The organism is Mesorhizobium caraganae, from assembly GCF_016836705.1.
GTDB classification, from domain to species: domain Bacteria; phylum Pseudomonadota; class Alphaproteobacteria; order Rhizobiales; family Rhizobiaceae; genus Mesorhizobium; species Mesorhizobium caraganae.
In genome coordinates this window covers 50429-66687 of record NZ_JAFCGY010000028.1, presented here as the reverse complement: position 1 = coordinate 66687, position 16259 = coordinate 50429, and the positions used below count along the sequence as shown (strand labels likewise).

The 16259-nt window shown below is 59.5% G+C and carries 16 protein-coding genes and 1 pseudogene; 5 read left to right on the top strand and 12 right to left on the bottom strand.

From position 1 onward, the window contains the following. A partial coding sequence (locus JQK88_RS28860) for an alanine-tRNA synthetase second additional domain-containing protein (RefSeq protein ID WP_203280209.1) occupies positions 1 to 644 on the top strand: 644 nt, incomplete at its 5' end. A 151-nt stretch (positions 645 to 795) separates the two neighbouring features. Here JQK88_RS28860 and JQK88_RS28855 read toward each other — a convergent pair. Beyond that, entirely contained in the window at positions 796 to 1197 is a 402-nt protein-coding gene (locus tag JQK88_RS28855; RefSeq protein WP_192254673.1) for a winged helix-turn-helix transcriptional regulator, read from the bottom strand. A 96-nt stretch (positions 1198 to 1293) separates the two neighbouring features. Here JQK88_RS28855 and JQK88_RS28850 point away from each other — a divergent pair. Further along, positions 1294 to 2140: pseudogene (locus JQK88_RS28850) on the top strand (SDR family oxidoreductase). A gap of 520 nt (positions 2141 to 2660) precedes the next feature. Here JQK88_RS28850 and JQK88_RS37575 read toward each other — a convergent pair. Together JQK88_RS37575 and JQK88_RS28840 are read right to left on the bottom strand one after the other, a co-directional pair. Then, positions 2661 to 2849 carry a DoxX family protein gene (locus tag JQK88_RS37575; RefSeq protein WP_192254675.1) on the bottom strand — a complete coding sequence of 63 codons (189 nt, stop codon included), beginning with the start codon at positions 2847 to 2849 and terminating at the stop codon, positions 2661 to 2663. Between the two features lie 156 nt (positions 2850 to 3005). After that, entirely contained in the window at positions 3006 to 3908 is a 903-nt protein-coding gene (locus tag JQK88_RS28840) for an NADP-dependent oxidoreductase (RefSeq protein WP_192254677.1), read from the bottom strand. A 40-nt stretch (positions 3909 to 3948) separates the two neighbouring features. Between JQK88_RS28840 and JQK88_RS28835 the strand changes: the two genes are divergently transcribed. Continuing rightward, the gene (locus JQK88_RS28835) at positions 3949 to 4632 is read left to right on the top strand and encodes a TetR/AcrR family transcriptional regulator (protein WP_192254679.1); all 684 of its coding nucleotides are present in this window, start codon (positions 3949 to 3951) and stop codon (positions 4630 to 4632) included. Positions 4633 to 5108: 476 nt separating this feature from the next. On the opposite strand, the gene JQK88_RS37570 is transcribed toward JQK88_RS28835, so the two are convergent. Then, entirely contained in the window at positions 5109 to 6506 is a 1398-nt protein-coding gene (locus JQK88_RS37570; protein ID WP_376740465.1) for an aminotransferase-like domain-containing protein, read from the bottom strand. A gap of 135 nt (positions 6507 to 6641) precedes the next feature. Here JQK88_RS37570 and JQK88_RS28825 point away from each other — a divergent pair, with 135 nt between their 5' ends. After that, positions 6642 to 7673, top strand: a complete 1032-nt coding sequence (locus tag JQK88_RS28825; protein WP_203280208.1) for a threonine/serine dehydratase — start codon at positions 6642 to 6644, stop codon at positions 7671 to 7673. 58 nt (positions 7674 to 7731) lie between these two features. On the opposite strand, the gene JQK88_RS28820 is transcribed toward JQK88_RS28825, so the two are convergent. The 7 genes from JQK88_RS28820 to JQK88_RS28790 all read right to left on the bottom strand — a co-directional run bounded on the left by JQK88_RS28820 (position 7732) and on the right by JQK88_RS28790 (position 14015). Then, a complete protein-coding gene (locus tag JQK88_RS28820; protein ID WP_192251661.1) occupies positions 7732 to 8850 on the bottom strand; it encodes a branched-chain amino acid ABC transporter substrate-binding protein in 1119 nt (372 codons plus the stop codon). Between the two features lie 108 nt (positions 8851 to 8958). Further along, positions 8959 to 9303, bottom strand: coding sequence for a DUF6867 family protein (locus tag JQK88_RS28815; protein WP_203280207.1), 345 nt, complete (start codon positions 9301 to 9303; stop codon positions 8959 to 8961). Between the two features lie 22 nt (positions 9304 to 9325). Further along, positions 9326 to 10051 carry an ABC transporter ATP-binding protein gene (locus JQK88_RS28810; RefSeq protein ID WP_192251667.1) on the bottom strand — a complete coding sequence of 242 codons (726 nt, stop codon included), beginning with the start codon at positions 10049 to 10051 and terminating at the stop codon, positions 9326 to 9328. Then, positions 10048 to 10929 (bottom strand): ABC transporter ATP-binding protein, encoded by an 882-nt coding sequence (locus JQK88_RS28805; protein ID WP_203280206.1) that lies wholly within the window; start codon positions 10927 to 10929, stop codon positions 10048 to 10050. Before JQK88_RS28805 ends, JQK88_RS28810 begins: the two co-directional genes overlap by 4 nt. Before the next feature lie 11 nt (positions 10930 to 10940). After that, entirely contained in the window at positions 10941 to 12329 is a 1389-nt protein-coding gene (gene livM, locus JQK88_RS28800) for a high-affinity branched-chain amino acid ABC transporter permease LivM (RefSeq protein WP_203280205.1), read from the bottom strand. A 4-nt stretch (positions 12330 to 12333) separates the two neighbouring features. After that, on the bottom strand, positions 12334 to 13236 hold the full coding sequence (locus tag JQK88_RS28795; protein ID WP_203280204.1) for a branched-chain amino acid ABC transporter permease: 903 nt from the start codon (positions 13234 to 13236) through the stop codon (positions 12334 to 12336). A gap of 107 nt (positions 13237 to 13343) precedes the next feature. Further along, entirely contained in the window at positions 13344 to 14015 is a 672-nt protein-coding gene (locus JQK88_RS28790; RefSeq protein WP_246750087.1) for a PLP-dependent transferase, read from the bottom strand. 20 nt (positions 14016 to 14035) lie between these two features. Here JQK88_RS28790 and JQK88_RS28785 point away from each other — a divergent pair, with 20 nt between their 5' ends. Further along, positions 14036 to 15175: an IS110 family RNA-guided transposase gene (locus tag JQK88_RS28785; RefSeq protein ID WP_203280203.1), complete on the top strand. Its 1140-nt coding sequence runs from the start codon at positions 14036 to 14038 to the stop codon at positions 15173 to 15175. 30 nt (positions 15176 to 15205) lie between these two features. On the opposite strand, the gene JQK88_RS28780 is transcribed toward JQK88_RS28785, so the two are convergent. After that, positions 15206 to 16045 (bottom strand): aminotransferase class I/II-fold pyridoxal phosphate-dependent enzyme, encoded by an 840-nt coding sequence (locus JQK88_RS28780; RefSeq protein ID WP_246750086.1) that lies wholly within the window; start codon positions 16043 to 16045, stop codon positions 15206 to 15208. Between the last annotated feature and the right edge of the window lie 214 nt (positions 16046 to 16259).

The following is a 16259-nucleotide window of genomic DNA, read 5'->3' as shown; positions in this document are numbered from 1 at the left end:
ATACGGCGGCGCATCTTGCCGCGTTGGCACTGAATGCGGCTTCAGTTCCTTTCTGGACCAAGGATTTTGCGGATCTCGATTCGCTTGGGCGGCCAAATCTCGACAAGGCCGCAATAGAGAACTCCTCAATCGAACCGGCTTTGTCCACGGACGTCTATCGATTGGGCAAGTCGCTCAAGAAGAAGGGCTTTGATCGTGATGGTTTCCTCAACAACCTTGAAACCGTGGGTGTGGAAATTAACGGGACGATACACCGCCGGCTGGAAACGAACACGTTGGTCAGTTTGACGCCTTCCGAGGGATTGCTTGATGGAATTCGGCAGTGGCGATGCAACCTCGATGGTGCCGAGGTCGTCATCCCATGCGGAGGGACCCATGTAGAGAGGCTTTCGGAGATCGGTGATGTCAAGATCACTTTGGCGCCCTCAGAGGACGGCTTTGTCATACAACACACGCTCGACAAGCGTAAATCTTCGCCGAATTTCGTCGGCCAGGAACCGATATCGTCGCCCTCAACGCCAATCTTTGAGGCTTCGTGCGACCGTGAGCACGTGGCCATCTATTCGGTTCAAAGCCTGCTCGGCATCATCGTCTCCCACGGCCGTCCCACCGATCAGAGATCTTGCGGCCCAGCTTACAACTGACAAGCAGGAGCAGTGGTCACCAGATACCGTCGTGTGACGCGGCGGTGTCGACCTGGCATGCGTTCCGCGCAAAGTCTTTGATATTGTGGCTCTTGGTCGCGGCGCTCCCCCGCGAACGCAAGAAAGTCCAGGCGCCTGCGAAGCCAACATACTATTGATTGGCATCATAGCTGGCTTGCGCCGCCAATACCTGCTCGATGTTTTCCTCGGCCCAGTGCGCAATCTCCACGATCTTACTTGCCAGCGTCAGTCCTAGCGGCGTTATCGAATATTCCACCGTAACAGGAACAGTAGCGAAAGCCTGGCGCCCTATAAGGCCGTCGCGCTCCATTTTTTTCAGTGTCTGGGACAGCATTTTCTGAGCAACCCCTTCGATCTCTCTGCGCAACTGATTGAAACGCATAGATCCTTCCGAGAGTCGCACCAGAATGAGTACGACCCACTTGTCCGACAGGCCATCCAGCACAAGCCGCGTTGGGCAGTGCTCGCAAAATACATTTGGGCTCGCGTGCCCCGACGGCACGGTTCCTTCGGTGGTACCAGGTGTGCTCATGGTTCCTTCTTAACACATGGTTCCTTATTGACTAGGTAGTATCTTACTAACAGCAGCTATCATATGGGTACCATAACATATTAGGAGAAATGCATCATGTCAGGAAAGATTCTCGTGGTCGGCGCGACCGGCAACGTGGGGCAAGTCCTTGTCCCCGAGCTCGTCGCTGCCGGTGAACGGGTGAAAGCGGCCTCGCGCGCTGCGACGGCGGCCACTATCGGTGCAGAAGCGATCCGGTTCGATCAAGGCGATCCTTCAACCTACAAGGACGCTTTCAACGGGGTGGATCGCGTCTATGTTCTCGTCCCGAGCGACCGCCTCGATATTTCCGATTACCTCATGCCGATATTGCAGGCGGCAATCGAAAGAAAGGTAAAGGTTGTGCTGCAGACGGCTTTCGGCGTTGACGCCGGACGACCGGATGCCCTACCGCCAGGCCGAGCTGTTTCTTGAACGCAGCGGGACGCCTTTCGTGATCGTGCGGCCCACATGGTTTGCGGACAACTTCCACCTATCGTGGCTTGCCGGGATCAAGGCGCAGGGAGTGATCGCTGTGCCGGCCGCAGATGGCAAGTCGAGCTTCATCGATGTCCGCGACATCGCAAGAAGCGCTGCGGCGGCCCTCAGGACCAACCAGTTTGACGGCAAAGCATTCAATCTGACTGGTCCGTCTTCGCTAAGCTACCACGAGGCGGCAACAATTCTGTCCAAAGTCGCAGGCAAGGAGATTCGATATCAGCCTGTCGACGATCAGACTTTCATAGGGATTCTGACCGGCGTCGGCATGCCGGCCGACTTTGCAAGCCATCTCGCCTCGATCTTCTATCCCGTCCGCGAAGGGTGGGTGGCTGCTGTCACCGACGGCGTTGGAACCTTGACCGGCGAGCCCCCGCGGTCATTTGAGACCTATGCGGCGGACCACGCCGCCCTATTCAAGAACTAAGGAGCCCAAGGAGTGGTGCCATGTAGTTTATCTGCTTTTGATCGTCAAACCATCATGGCGCCGCCTCTCGGCAAGTTGAACCAAACCCCCAACCCACCAAGATAATCTTGACGGCGCACGCGGGTGCTCCTGAACCGGGCCCGCTTGATGGCCCCCTGCCGGCCGTGCAGACGTGGGCTGCCGACCACATCGGCAGCATCCTGGAAGCGCGCCAGAAATACGGTGCGAAACAGCAAGGGCCAGTGCGGTGGGCCTTAATTCTGGAAGGGAGCTTGATCGAGCCTGGTTAACACGAAGATGAGACGCGGCGCTCATTGTAGGCGTGCAGGCATCGGCCGGTTGAAAACCGCTGTTTTAGCTGCGGGTAATTGGCGTCTTTCGGGTGCGGCCCCAGAGAACGAACAGTGACAGAGCCAGAAGACGATGTTCATCGGCAGAGTGTGGCTGGTTTCTCCTCGGAACGCATGGAAGCCGATGGCAAGCACCTAGATAGTGACAAACCCGAGTGCAGCCAGGGGTATCAGCAACGGGAGGATGCGCGTCGCTGCCGAAGGATCATTCCAAGTGCGCCTGCCAATTCGCAGATGCCGATGAAGCGGAGAACCCAGACCGGGACGTCGGTTGCCCAGGCAATGCCCATTGGCGCAAGAGCCGACGGATCCATGAATGTCTTCATGACGCCCGGCATGCCGAACAGGACGAAGAGCACGATCTGGGCGGCCTACAGCCCGATGTGCCAAGGGCGAGACGACGGAGCGCTAGCTTCAGAAATGGACATGGTGATTACCATCTTTGGATGGCGCAGTAAGAACATCGCTTCCGCGCTGTCAGAAGTTTTGCATGGCTGGAGACGATGTCGCGGCGGTCAGTGTTTCAGCAGGACTTTCCCGTCCGCGCCAGCGGCGACGGCATTTTGGGCGGCACCAATCTGATCCAGCGGGAAAGACTTGGCGATCGGGATGGTCAACACACCGCGCGACGCGGCATCGGCCACCGCGGCCAGCGTGGCCGCATCGGCGCGGTGATAGAGTTCACGGATGGTCACGCGGTTGTCGGTGTTTGCACCGTCGGGCACGGGAACAACGCTGGCAATCTGACCGCCGTCTCGCACGTGCCGGATGAGGTTGCCCGCCACGGGTGCCGCGGCACTGATCGCATAGTCGAACGTAGCACCCCCTGGTAACTCGGTAATGTCGAGCGCTTCGCCTGCCAGTTGGCGTGCTTCCTCGAGACGATCAGGCCGGACGCCGGCCACCGGCTCCGCCCCAATCTCCTTGAGATACTGGATCGCGGCGCGACCGACCGCACCGAGGCCGCCCGAAATCAGGACGCGGTCGCCCGCCTGGACGCCGAGAGCATCGACCGATTGCCGCCCGGTAAGACCAGCTTTCGGTAGAGCGGCGCCTTGCTCGAACGTGAGATTGGCCGGAAGTCTGGCTACCGCCGTGGCTGAAACCACCCCATATTCGGCATGCGCGCCTCTGCCGTTCGCAGCGAAGTCGGCAATCACACGATCGCCAACCGCGATTCCGGTTACGCCCGCGCCAACCTCGACAACGGTACCGGCAGCATCGCCGCCCAACACCGCCGGAAGTTCCAGCGGGATGTACTGGGCCATAAAGCCTTGGCGGATAATAAGGTCGAAGTGGTTCACCGCGGATGCTTCGATCTTGATCAGCACTTCGCCGGCTTCCGGCTTGGGCATTGGTACGTCCTCGATCACGAACTGATCGACGTCGCCGTAGGCTTTCAGACGGGCAGCTTTCATGTGTCGGGACCTTCGTGTATTCTGATGTGGGAGATACGATATGCTTCACTATCGTTTATACGATATGATTGACTATCGTATGGAGTCAAGCAGCATGAAATCATGGTCTTCCGACCATCCTAAAGCGAAGTTGATGGCGAGCAAGCGGGGCGACATCCTCGCCGCCGCAAAGGCGTCTTTCCTCGCCACCGGCTATGAGGGAACCAGCATGGAAAGCATCGCCAAGGCGGCGAATGTCTCGATTATGACGCTCTATCGGCACGCCGAGAGCAAGGACGATCTGTTTTCGGCCGTGATCTCCAATGCCTGCGATCCCGACGACGAATCCGAGCAGGCCGAGTGGAACGCCCTTCTGAAGAAGCCCCTGCGAGACGTCCTGGTCTGGGCAGGGATGACGGCGCAGAGCCGTTTTACGGACCCCGACACGATCGCCCTCATGCGCACTGTCATTGCCGAGGCCACTCGGTTTCCCGGGTTGGCGGAGATGGCGCATGCTGGCCTTGTGGGTAATCTCGAAGGTATGGTCGTGTTCCTGCTTGGGCTGAAGCAAGAGACCGGCGACCTCAGCGCCGAGCGGCGGCGCGAACTTGCCGTGCAATTCATCGACCGGCTGCTCGGTACCCATATGCTCAGCGTACTGCTGGGACTGCCCGGCCCTTCGACACGGGAGCAGCAAGAGAGGAGCGAAACTGCTGGCGACGAGTTGATCGCTGCGCTTGGCTAACGATGCCGAATGCCAATCATCAGCTTCGGCCAAGCAGTTCAAACAACCAATCGTCAGATCAAGGCTGCACACCAGGTTGCCGCCTCAGGATGCAGCGCCCGTCGAGGTCGTGATAGAGCGGTGCGCAGACATCGCCGGTCTAGCGCGCCTCCCTTGAGAAATTCTGACGGTCCCCATACTGACGAGCGACTTCGTTGCTTCGACCTTGGCATCATCCAAAGTCTTGGCGAACTATTACTAGGTCACCACGCGAGTTAACGCACCGTCGATTTTTATCAAGGGAACGCAGAATGTCATCCGAGTTCCACCACCTGCGATCGTCTTCACCTATCGCAGCTGCGAGTCCCGGGCCGAGCAACATACGGATCATGGGCGTCGCGACGAACCAAGGCAGGCGTTTTTGCTCTTGCTGGCAGCAGGCGTCGTCAGCGGTCCTATCTTCCAGCAAAGCGCATATGCTTGGCTGAGCGCGATTATCAACCACGCACCGAATTTGCACGTGCTGCCGCCAACCGTCTTACGCCAAGTTCGAGACTCTCAACGGGTTGATCGAACGCCAAGCGTAGGTGGTGGAGCACGCTGCGGGTAGGTGATAGAAGATCACCTTCGGTACACAGGACACCTTGCCTCAACGCTAGCTGCTGAAAGGCGGCTGTGTTTAAACCTCCTACATCGACCCAAAGGAAGGCACCGCCGCCTGGCGGCACAAAAGTCCAATCTGGCATGTGCTGGCGCAGCAGCGTTGACATGATATCTCGTGCGGATCGGAGATGTGCCACTCTTGCTCGAATCAAGGAATCAATAGTGCTGCCGGCGCTGACGAGTAGAGCCTGCCCCAAAAGTCCGGTTCCCAGATCAGCAGCTACCTTGATCGCAACGTAACGGCCCACCTCTCGACGGGGAACCCGAAGCCAGCCAACGCGGAGCCCGGCCCAGAGGGTCTTGCTGAATGAACCGACCGTGACCACGCGATCCTTTCTGCTCCAAGATGCAAGGGGCGGTGGCGGTTCCTCGTCGAACCACAAAGCGCTTAGGGTGTCATCCTCAAGTACCGTTAGGCCCGTCTCGTCAGCAATCTCTGCTAACTCTGCGCGCACATCGGAAGTGTAGACCACTCCCGTCGGATTCTGGTGGTTGGGAGTTACATGGAGCAGACGGGGCGATATGGAGAGGACCATATGCCTCGTTACAATTGGACACAGCCCAAGTCGTCCCATTGGTACCCCCACGAGACGCGCTCCAGCTAAAGAATAAGCGTCGATTGCGCCGTGGTATGTTGGATCTTCGATCAAGACCCGATCACCACGGGATAGCTCCGCGGCGGCTACCAGGCTAATGGCCTGCTGCGCACCAGTCGTAATGATTATTTGCTCGGGTATTGTAGGGAGCCCGGCATTGTCGTAGCGGCTCGCGATCATTATTCGAAGCTGGGGCAGGCCCTGCGGATGGTAATCCCGCTCCGAAAGCAGGAAAGCTCCCTGTTCAACGATGATCTGAGCTAAAGCTTCTGGAGCTTCAGGTGCAGTTATGGACAAGTCGACTGTCCCTGATGACGCCTTTTGGCCACCAGGTGCCAGTCGCGAGGCTGAGCGCACCACTTTGGGCAAAGAAACCTTCGCGCCCGGCGCGCCTGCGACCCGCGTCCCGCTGCCCCTTTGTCCCACGACTACGCCACTCTCCTTCAAATGCTGGAAAGCTCGCAAGACCGTGGTTCGACTGATGCCAAGGTCTGCAGCTAGCTCTCGTTCCGAAGGCAATCGCTCGCCAGGGACAAGCTCCTTCCGCAACACGCAAGCCTCAATAGCGCCGGCGAGACTCTTGTAAAGCGGTTCGCCGGGTCTGCTCCAGTCGCCCAGAAAGGACAAAACCCGCACCGTACCCTCAGAACGCACCACGATCCCTCCATTCCATTGCAGGAGAACTGCACGGCCAAAGTGGCATCCATCTGCAGGAGCCGATGATACCACTTTCTTAAAAACTGGACTTCTTTACCGCGAGGTCACTCTGACATGGTGCCCAGCACGAACTTTTTTTCCAGAAAGGACCCAACGGTGACTAAAGCTCATTCTATTGCGGTAAGTGACATTCCCGCCCTCGTGGAAACTGCACATATCCGGACCGCCGGCCATATTCACCGCACCCCTCTACAGCGGTCCAACTACTTCAGCAGCCGGACTGGGGCGAACGTTTTCTTCAAGCTTGAACAGCTTCAAGTTTCTGGTTCCTTCAAGGGCCGCGGGGCGATGAACAAGATCGCCTCGTTGTCAGACGCCGAGCGTGCTAGGGGGATTGTCGCTGCTTCTACAGGAAACCATGGCGCTGCTGTTGCGTATGCGGCAAATGCATTCGGAGCAAAAAGCCTGATCTTCATGCCCGAGAACGCCTCGTCCGTTAAGGTAGACGCAGTCCGCGGCCTCGGTGCAGAGGTTCGTTTTCACTCGAACGACGCCGGACAAACCGAAATCTACGCCCGTGCTTTCGCTGACGAGCGCGGGCTGACATTCGCTTCTCCCTACAACGATCCGGCGATCATTGGCGGCCAGGGGACGATCGGCAAGGAGTTGCTGGAGCAGATCGGTCAGGTCGACGAGTTATTCCTGTCGGTCGGGGGTGGCGGACTGCTCAGCGGTATTGCTGGATACCTGAGGGGTATCGGACAAAAAGTTCGAGTCTGCGCGTGTTCCCCACAAGCCGATCATGCGATGTATGCATCAATCAAGGCTGGCAAGGTTGTCGTTTTCGATGCTGATCCAACGATTGCTGACGGATGCGCTGGGGGCATGGAAGAGGATGCCATCACCCTTCCATTGGTTACTCAGCTCGTCGACGAATGGCATCTGCTCTCTGAGGAGGCCACGAAGGCCGCGATGCGGCTTTACATCGAGAACGACAATCATCTGCTGGAAGGGTCAGCAGGACTTGCCATAGCTGCTCTGCTCGAAGCCGCGGAACGTGATCCATCTCGCTTCGAGGGCAAGACAGTCGTTCTCGTCATTTGCGGTTCCCGCATTAGTGCAAAGACGTTGAAAAGTCTCCTTTGACCTCCGCTGTTGAGCGAAACGGCCGGACGGCGTGCATGCGCCGCCCGGCCGGACACCACTACTCGTTCTGGAAGTAGCTATACTTGCCGTCTTCACCCTTCTTCCAGGTGTACATGACGTAGGCCGGACGTGTGATGTCGCCCTTTTCGTCGAAGCCGAGTTCGCCGATGGCGGTCTTGAACGGACCCTTCGACTTGATGGCTTCAGCAACAGCCTGTGGATCGTTCGAGCCAGCGGCCTTGGCGCCTTCAGCAATGACTTGAAGAGCAGCGTATGTGTACAATGTGGTGGCTTCTGGCTCAAAGCCGACAGCGCGGAACTTCTCCAGGAGATCCTTTACAGCTGGATTCTTGCGCGGGTCGGGTGCAAAAGTCATCAGCGTGCCATTGACGGCGTCGCCGGCGATGGAGGCCAATTCGTTCGAGATGATACCATCGCCGGACATGAAAGTAGCCTTCAGGCCCTGGTCAGCGGCTTGCCGTTCGATAAGGCCGAACTCAGTATGCATGCCACCCCAGTAGACGACGGAAACACCGGCTTGCCTCATCTTTGCGATCAACGCTGAGAAGTCCTTTTCACCGGGCGTGACACCTTCATAGAGCGCTTCGGTGATGCCGGCTTTGTTCATTGCCTTTTTGGTTTCGTCGGCAAGACCCTGGCCATACGGTGTCTTATCGTGAACGATAGCAACATTGGCGTCCTTGAAGTTTGCGGCGATGAAGGAGCCTGCTACGGCGCCCTGCTGGTCGTCACGCCCGCAGGTACGGAAGGTGTTCCATAGACCACGCTCGGTGTAGGTCTGGTTCGTCGAGGCTGGCGAAATCTGCAGCATGCCGTTTTCCGCGTAGATTTCTGAGGCCGGTATGGAGACGCCTGAGTTGAAGTGGCCGACAACGAACTTCACGCCATCCGCGACGAACTTGTTGGCGACCGAAACGCCCTGCTTCGGGTCGGACACGTCGTCGCCGAGCACGACCTTGATCTGCTCGCCGTTGACTCCGCCGGCTGCATTGAGGTCGGCAGCAGCCTGCTCGGCACCCTTCTGCATCTGCAGGCCGAATGCAGCGTTCGGGCCGGTGAGCGGACCACCAAGACCGATCAGCATATCAGCCCAGGCGTTGCCGCTAAAAGCGACCATTGTAGCGAAGGCAACTCCCGACAAGAGGGACTTCTTCATATTGTGACTCCCAGATTAGAGCGGGCTAGAGTGAATCGGACGCAAGTCCCGCATTCATGCGCCGATATGCTTGGGCCGCGACCGAGAATAGGTCGCAGGTGTCTCTGGCTACGTGCGCCTCCAAGAAAGAGGAGAAGATTTTTCGTAGAGCCAATAGTAGTTTTTTGTCATCTGCCGTGTCCTGTGGAACAGGAAACCAAAAAATGCCGACGACGAAAGTATAACGGTGTCAAAGATATAGTACTGTGGTGCCAGCATAGTGCCGTGGAAGAGCGCATGATGGATGAACCGGATCGCCACGCCCAGCAGCAGCGCGTAGATCACCAGCGTCGTGTAATTCTGCCAGTTCTCAGCCACGCTCTTGCCGGTGCGCCAGGCGGTCCATCCCCCCATGATGATGGTGATCGACAGGTACTGCCAGATCGACGGTTCTTCGTAGAGGATTCCCTGCATTTTCTTAGCTCCCTCGATCATCCTAGTGGCGTCCGCCTTCGAGATAGGCGGCGCGCACTTCCGGATTGGCCAAAAGTTCCTTGCCCGAACCGCTCATCGTCACCTGCCCGTTGACCATCACATAGGCCCGATTGGATCGCTTGAGGGCGGCGAAGGCGTTCTGCTCGACCAGGAACACAGTGAGACCCTGCTCCTGGTTCAAGGCCTTGATGGCGTCGAAGATTTGCGTGACGATCAGCGGCGCAAGCCCGAGCGACGGCTCGTCGAGGAGAAGCAGCTTCGGACGCGCCATCAGCGCGCGGCCAATGGACAGCATCTGCTGCTCGCCCCCCGAAAGCGTGCCGCCGCGCTGGGCCTGGCGCTCCTTGAGGCGCGGGAAGAGCGTGTAGATCTTCTCCACGTCCTCGTTGAAATATTTCAGATTGTCGAGGCTCGCGCCCATCTGGAGGTTTTCATACACCGTCATGCGCGGAAAGATGCGACGGCCTTCCGGCGATTGCGCGATGCGGCGCCGCGCGATGAGATGCGTCGGCAGGCGCGTGATGTCCTCGCCGTCGAAGGTGACGGTGCCGGCGCGGGCCTGCGGGCTGCCGCAGATCGTCATCATCAGGGTCGACTTGCCGGCGCCGTTGGCGCCGATGAGGCTGACGATCTCGCCCTTCTTCACGTCGATATTGACGCCGGCGAGTGCGCGGATGTTGCCGTAATAAGTTTCCACGCTCTGAACGCTGAGAAGCGTATCGCTCATTGCTGCATACCTCCCTGCGTGCCTTCGATTTCCTCGATCACCTCTTCGACCTCATCATCTTCGACACCGAGATAGGCCGCGATAACCTTCGCATCGTTCTTCACATGGTCCGGCGTGCCGTCGGAGATCTTGTGCCCGTACTCGAGCACGACCACGTGGTCGGAGATTTCCATGACGACCGACATGTCGTGCTCGATAAGCAGGATCGACGTATCGTTGTCCTTGCGGATCGAGCGCAGCAGCCCGTTGAGCGCCAGCGACTCGTGCGGGTTGAGGCCCGCCGCCGGCTCGTCGAGGCACAGCAATTCCGGCCCCGTGCACATGGCACGGGCAATTTCCAGGCGCCGCTGCGCGCCATAGGGCAGGTCGCCAGCCGGATCGTCCGCCCGCTCGATGAGGTGGGCCTTTTCCAGCCAGTACTTGGCGATCTCGATCGATTCCACCGAAGCCTTCTTGTAGGTCGGCAAACCGAGCAGGCCGAGGATCGTATAGCCGGACGCCTTCATCAGCATGTTGTGCTGGGCGACTAGCAGGTTCTCGAGAACCGTCAGGCCTGAGAAGAGCCGGATATTCTGGAAGGTGCGGGCGACCTTCGCATCGCGGGTGATCTCGAAGTCCGTTATGCGTTCGAGTAGGAAGGTCTTGCCCGCCTTCTGGCGCATGGAGATCATCCCCATGGTCGGCTTGTAGAAGCCGGTGATGCAGTTGAAGACAGTGGTTTTCCCGGCACCGTTCGGCCCGATGAGCGCCGTGATGTCGCCGCGCTTCGCTTCGAAGGAGAGGTCGTTGATGGCCATCAGGCCGCCGAAGCGCATCGAGAGATGCTCGACCTTGAGGATGGGATCGTTCGTCATCGTGTCGTTCGCTACTGTATTCATCCCCGGGGCCATCAGCCGTGCCCTTCCTTGGTGAAGCTGCCGGAGACCACCTTGCGTTCACGCAGGAATGCGGTCGGCTCCCGCGAGCCGACGAAGCCGCGCGGCTTCCAGACCATGACGACGACCATCGCCAGACCGAAGATCAGCATGCGGTAGAGTTCGGGCGTGAAATCGGGGCCAAAGACCCGCTTCAGGAACTGCATTTCGCGCAGCAGCTCCGTGCCGCCGATCATTACCACCGCGGCGACCGCGATGCCGACGAGCGAGCCCATGCCGCCGAGAACCACGATGGCGAGGATGATCGCCGATTCGAGGAAGACGAAGGATTCCGGCGAGACGAAGCCCTGGCGCACGGCGAAAAACGAGCCGGCGAAGCCGCCGAACATCGCCCCGATAGAGAAGGCTGTCAGCTTGGTCGTCACCGTGTTGATGCCGAGCGAGCGGCAGGCGATCTCGTCCTCGCGCATTGCTTCCCAGGTTCTACCGATCGGCATGCGGCGGAGTCGGATCGTCACATAAGCGGTTAAAAGGGCGAGCGCCAGGATGAGATAGAAGAGGAAGATCTTGTAATAGGCCGATGACATCGGCAGGCCGAAAGCCTTGGCGAAGTTGTTCGCCGCGCTGACGTCGAACGACCAGATGCCGAAGACGGACACTTTCGGAATGCCGGAGACGCCGAAGGTGCCCTTGGTGACTTCCGTCCAGTTAATGAGCACCAGGCGGATGATTTCACCGAAGGCGAGCGTCACGATGGCGAGATAGTCGCCCTTGAGGCGCAGCACGGGGAAGCCGAGGATCATGCCCCAGAAGGCGGCCAGGATGCCGGCGAGCGGCAGCAGAACCCAGAAGGATAGGCCGAAGTGCTGCGACAGCAGCGCATAGGAATAGGCGCCGACCGCATAGAAGGCGACATAGCCGAGGTCGAGCAGGCCGGCGAGGCCAACCACGATGTTCAGACCCCAGGCCAGCATCACGTAGATGAGGATCTGGATGCCTAAATTGTCGACCCATTTCAGCGAACCCTGCACGCCGAAGATCGAGATGGCAATGAGCGGGTAGAGCAGCAGGAAGACGATGGCGATCTTGCTGAAGTTGCGCTTGGAGAAGCCCTCTTCGCCTTCCGCCGGCTTTGCCGCAGCGGCCGCCTTGCGCGCCGCCGCCCAAGGACGCAGATAGGCGACGGTGAGGAAGCGGCCGACGGCGGCGACAATCACGAAGATCCCGAGCAGCCCCAAGCGCCGGTTCAGCACGAGTTCGTTGCGGATGTTCTGCGTGGTCTCGAGACCGACGAAGAGCACGAAAAGGCCGAGCGAGACGGCGCCGGCGTAAAAGCCTTCGCGCAGAGCCCATGCCGTCAGGCTCCCGCCGGCCCTCTCAGACATGTTTGACATATTTGCCATGAACTCAAACCTTCTCGACTTCCGGTCGTCCGAGAATGCCCGACGGCTTGAAGATCAGGACGATGGCGAGGATGGAGAACGTCGCGACGTCCTTGTAGTCGATGGTGAAATAGGCGGACCACAGGCTCTCGATGAGGCCGATGAGCAGGCCGCCGAGAACCGCGCCCGGAAGCGAGCCGATGCCGCCCAGAACCGCGGCCGTGAAGGCCTTGACGCCCGGAATGAAGCCGTCGGTGAAGACGGTCACGCCATAGTACATCAGGTACATGGTGCCGGCGACGGCGGCGAGGCCGGCGCCCATGATGAAGGTGACCGAGATCGTCCGGTCGACGTCGATGCCAAGCAGCGCCGCCATCTTGCGGTCCTGTTCCGTCGCCCGCTGGGCGCGGCCGAGCGAGGTTTTGTTGACGATGTACCAGAAGGTCGCGAGCAGGATGACCGTCAGCAGCATGATGATCAGCTGCTTCAGCGAGATCGCGATGCCGAAGATGTTGTAGACCGACGACACGAGCGGCGGGATCGGCTTGTTGCGCGGACCCTGCGTGACCTGGATGAAGTTCGAGATCGCAATCGACATGCCGATGGCGGTGATCAGCGGCGCCAGGCGGAACGAGCCGCGCAGCGGCCGGTAGGCCACCTTCTCGATCGTCCAGTTCCATAAGGACGCCGTCAGCATGGCCGCGGCGATCATGATCAGCACCAGGATGACGACCGGCAGGCCGACGAACACGCTGGTGAGCATGAGGAAGGTGATGAGAGCAGCAAATCCACCCAGCATGAAGATATCGCCATGGGCGAAATTGATCATGCCGATGATGCCGTAAACCATGGTGTAGCCGATGGCTATCAGACTATAAATAGATCCAAGCGTCAGCCCATTGACGAGCTGCTGGATGAAATACTCCATTGCAAATGTACCCCATTTTTATACGAGCTTCGTGTGGGAGCCACGGGGGCGGCTCCCCGCCTTAATCCACGTAAACGAGAACTTGTTGGCTTAAGGCGGATGACCGCTTAGCCCCAGGTCTGATCAAGAGCGTTCTTGATGTCTGCGACGAGGTCTTCCGGATCCTCAAGGCCGACGGAAAGCCGCAGATGGCCGTATTTCTGGAAGTTGTCCGGATAGTGCTCGGCGCCGCCGCGACCGCTTCCGCCGACATGCACGATCAGGCTCTCGTCGTGGCCGAGTGAGGGGGCGGAGGTAATGACCTTCAGGTTGGCGACGAAGCGGTTTTGGGTATCCGGGTCTCCGTCGACCGCGAAGGCCATCATTGCCCCATAGCCCTTGCCGGCAAACTGTGCCTTCGCCAAGCCGTGCTTGTCATGACTTTCAAGTCCGGGATAGGTGACATACGCGACGCGCTTTTCGCTTTCGAGGTACTTGGCGACAACCTCAGCCGTTGAGAACTGCTGTTTCAGCCGCAGGGGAAGAGTGACCGAGCCGCGGGTGATCAGCCAGGCATTGAAGGGCGAGATCGTTCCGCCGAGGTCCACGAGCGCATCGGCCTTGAGGTGATGGACGAGTTCTTTCGAGCCGATCACGACACCGCCCATCGCATCGCCGTGACCGTTGATGTACTTGGTCAGCGAATGGACGACGAGGTCCGCACCCAACGCCAGTGGGCGGAAAAAGATCCCATGAGGCGACGGGCGGCGGAACTCAGGTAAGGTTTCGGGGTCCGACATCCTAACCCTGGAGACGTCTCATGAATCTCTCATCCGTTGCTCTGCCGCCCGTCGACGAGAAGACTGCCACAATTTTCATGGCACTGGAATTGAGCAAGTCGACCTGGCTTGTGGCTCTGCACTCGCCGGCGGTCGACAAGATCAGCCTGCATCGCCTGCAAGGAGGCGACACCGAAGGGCTTATGGCTCTCATTGAACACCGGCGCGAACAGGCGCAGGCCGCCTTGACGCGTCCGGTTCGGGTAATGTCGTGCTACGAGGCCGGCTACGACGGTTTCTGGCTGCATCGTTTCCTGTGCGACCGCGGCATCGACAATCAGGTTCTGGACGCGGCCAGCATCCTGGTCGACCGCCGGTCACGCCGCGCCAAGACGGATCGCCTCGATGCGGCGGCGCTGCTGCGCACGCTGATGGCGCTGGAACGTGGCGAGCCGAGGGTCTGCCGAGTTGTGCGAGTGCCGAGCCTCGAGCAGGAGAACGATCGCCGTCGCAGCCGGGAACGGGCTCGGCTCGTCAACGAACGCGGCCAGCATTCGAGCCGCGTCAAGGGGCTTTTGATGACCCAGGGCATCCGCGACTTCAAGCCAGCCAGACGGGACTGGCGTGAGCAGCTCGAGACGCTGCGCACGGCTGACGGGCGGAATCTGCCGCCCTGCCTGAAGAACGAGATCAAGCGCGAGTGCCGCCGCTTGTGGCAAGTAATCGAGATGATCATGGAGGTCGAGGCTGAGCAGCGTCAGGCCGCCGAGACCACAGCTCCCGGGATCGTCCAACTGAGTCATCTGCGTGGCATCGGCCTGACGATCGCAAGCATAATGACGAACGAGGTGTTCTTCCGCGATTTCCAGAATCGGCGTGAGATCGCCGGTTATCTCGGTCTTGCATCCAGCCCTTGGAGCAGCGGCGCGGTCAGCCGCGATCAAGGCATCCAGAGATCAGGCAATCCGCGAGCGCGACGAACCGCCATTGAACTTGCCTGGCTGTGGCTGCGCCATCAGCCCGATAGCGGTCTCGCGCGCTGGTTTCATGAGCGCGTCGGCGCCGGCAAAGGACGCATCCGCCGCACCATGATCGTCGCCTTGGCGCGCAAGCTGATAATCGCCTTGTGGCGGTATCTGACCCAGGGCCTGCTGCCGGAGGGCGCCATGACCAAGGCCTGACGAAAAAGTTCGACGCGAGGGCGGCCAACGTCACTTGCGACGAAGCGGGATGGATGTGGACCGGCGCCCCCCAGGGCAGTTAACGCCGTCAAAAAGATGGGTCCCATCCTTCCCGGCCTCGCCAAACTTGCCCGTGCATGCGGGATATGGGTGCAGGCTCCACCCGAGCCGACCGGATATGAGGTGATGTGGACTTGTTCCGCAATTCGCCGCGAGGCCGATCCCGACAGCGTCCGAGGTGATTTCGCCGCCGCTACCGTTGACACAACTCGCCTCATATGAGGGGGGAGGAGTGAAGGTGGAGTCGACTGAGAGCAGTATGCCTGCTTTTTTTGCGACGGACACCAGGGCTGCAATGTCGGCCACCTTTGTGGTCGGGTTGGCGATGGTCTCAGTATGGATGAGCTTCGTGTTAGGCCGCACGGCGGCCTTGATGGCACCCATATCGCCCATGTCGACGAAGGTGACCTCGATCTGGTAGCGCTGCGGCAAGAGCTCGGCGAACAGCCGCCAGACAGCCTGGTAGGTGACGTCGCTGACGATCACGTGGTCACCGGTTTTGAGGAAGGTAAAGAAGACAGCGTGCAGGGCGGCGACGCCGGTTGCAAAGACGGCCGCGTCCCCACCACCTTCCATGGCTGCCAACTTGCGCTGCAAGCAGATCTGGTTGTGGCCCGAGTTGCGCGTGTAGGAGGGGTTTTGGGTATCCGACCAATCCTTCATGGATGGGTCATAGGGCAGAGCGTAGGAGTTCGCCATGACGATCGGAGTGCGAATGGCCCCCGATGTCTTGTCAACCTCATTGCCTCCATGGACGGCCAAGGAGTTGAAGGTAAGGGTCGACAACTCCTGCTTGTTTGGTCTCGACATATAACATTCCTTTCCGTTGAGGTCCGCAGGCTGCGGAGCCGAAGTGGGCTGCCATCAAGCGGCCTTGCGCATTAGAGCGCCAAGAGCCTGACGATGCCGTGGTGCAGCCAGTTGGCCATATGCTACGCCGCGATGAGCAGTGTCTTCGCGCGGCCCTCCACCGGGCCAACATTGTTGATGTCCTGTCCCGTTGGAGCACGGAACCCTGGTCGAT

What these genes read in the sequence shown, in the direction of transcription:
- JQK88_RS28815 (WP_203280207.1), bottom strand. Translation starts at nt 9,303, where the DNA reads ATGCAGGGAATCCTCTACGAAGAACCGTCGATCTGGCAGTACCTGTCG.
- JQK88_RS28825 (WP_203280208.1), top strand. Translation starts at nt 6,642, where the DNA reads ATGGTGCCCAGCACGAACTTTTTTTCCAGAAAGGACCCAACGGTGACT.
- JQK88_RS28820 (WP_192251661.1), bottom strand. Translation starts at nt 8,850, where the DNA reads ATGAAGAAGTCCCTCTTGTCGGGAGTTGCCTTCGCTACAATGGTCGCT.
- JQK88_RS28795 (WP_203280204.1), bottom strand. Translation starts at nt 13,236, where the DNA reads ATGGAGTATTTCATCCAGCAGCTCGTCAATGGGCTGACGCTTGGATCT.
- livM (WP_203280205.1), bottom strand. Translation starts at nt 12,329, where the DNA reads ATGGCAAATATGTCAAACATGTCTGAGAGGGCCGGCGGGAGCCTGACG.
- JQK88_RS28785 (WP_203280203.1), top strand. Translation starts at nt 14,036, where the DNA reads ATGAATCTCTCATCCGTTGCTCTGCCGCCCGTCGACGAGAAGACTGCC.
- JQK88_RS28855 (WP_192254673.1), bottom strand. Translation starts at nt 1,197, where the DNA reads ATGAGCACACCTGGTACCACCGAAGGAACCGTGCCGTCGGGGCACGCG.
- JQK88_RS28840 (WP_192254677.1), bottom strand. Translation starts at nt 3,908, where the DNA reads ATGAAAGCTGCCCGTCTGAAAGCCTACGGCGACGTCGATCAGTTCGTG.
- JQK88_RS28805 (WP_203280206.1), bottom strand. Translation starts at nt 10,929, where the DNA reads ATGAATACAGTAGCGAACGACACGATGACGAACGATCCCATCCTCAAG.
- JQK88_RS28780 (WP_246750086.1), bottom strand. Translation starts at nt 16,045, where the DNA reads ATGTCGAGACCAAACAAGCAGGAGTTGTCGACCCTTACCTTCAACTCC.
- JQK88_RS28810 (WP_192251667.1), bottom strand. Translation starts at nt 10,051, where the DNA reads ATGAGCGATACGCTTCTCAGCGTTCAGAGCGTGGAAACTTATTACGGC.
- JQK88_RS28835 (WP_192254679.1), top strand. Translation starts at nt 3,949, where the DNA reads ATGCTTCACTATCGTTTATACGATATGATTGACTATCGTATGGAGTCA.
- JQK88_RS28790 (WP_246750087.1), bottom strand. Translation starts at nt 14,015, where the DNA reads ATGTCGGACCCCGAAACCTTACCTGAGTTCCGCCGCCCGTCGCCTCAT.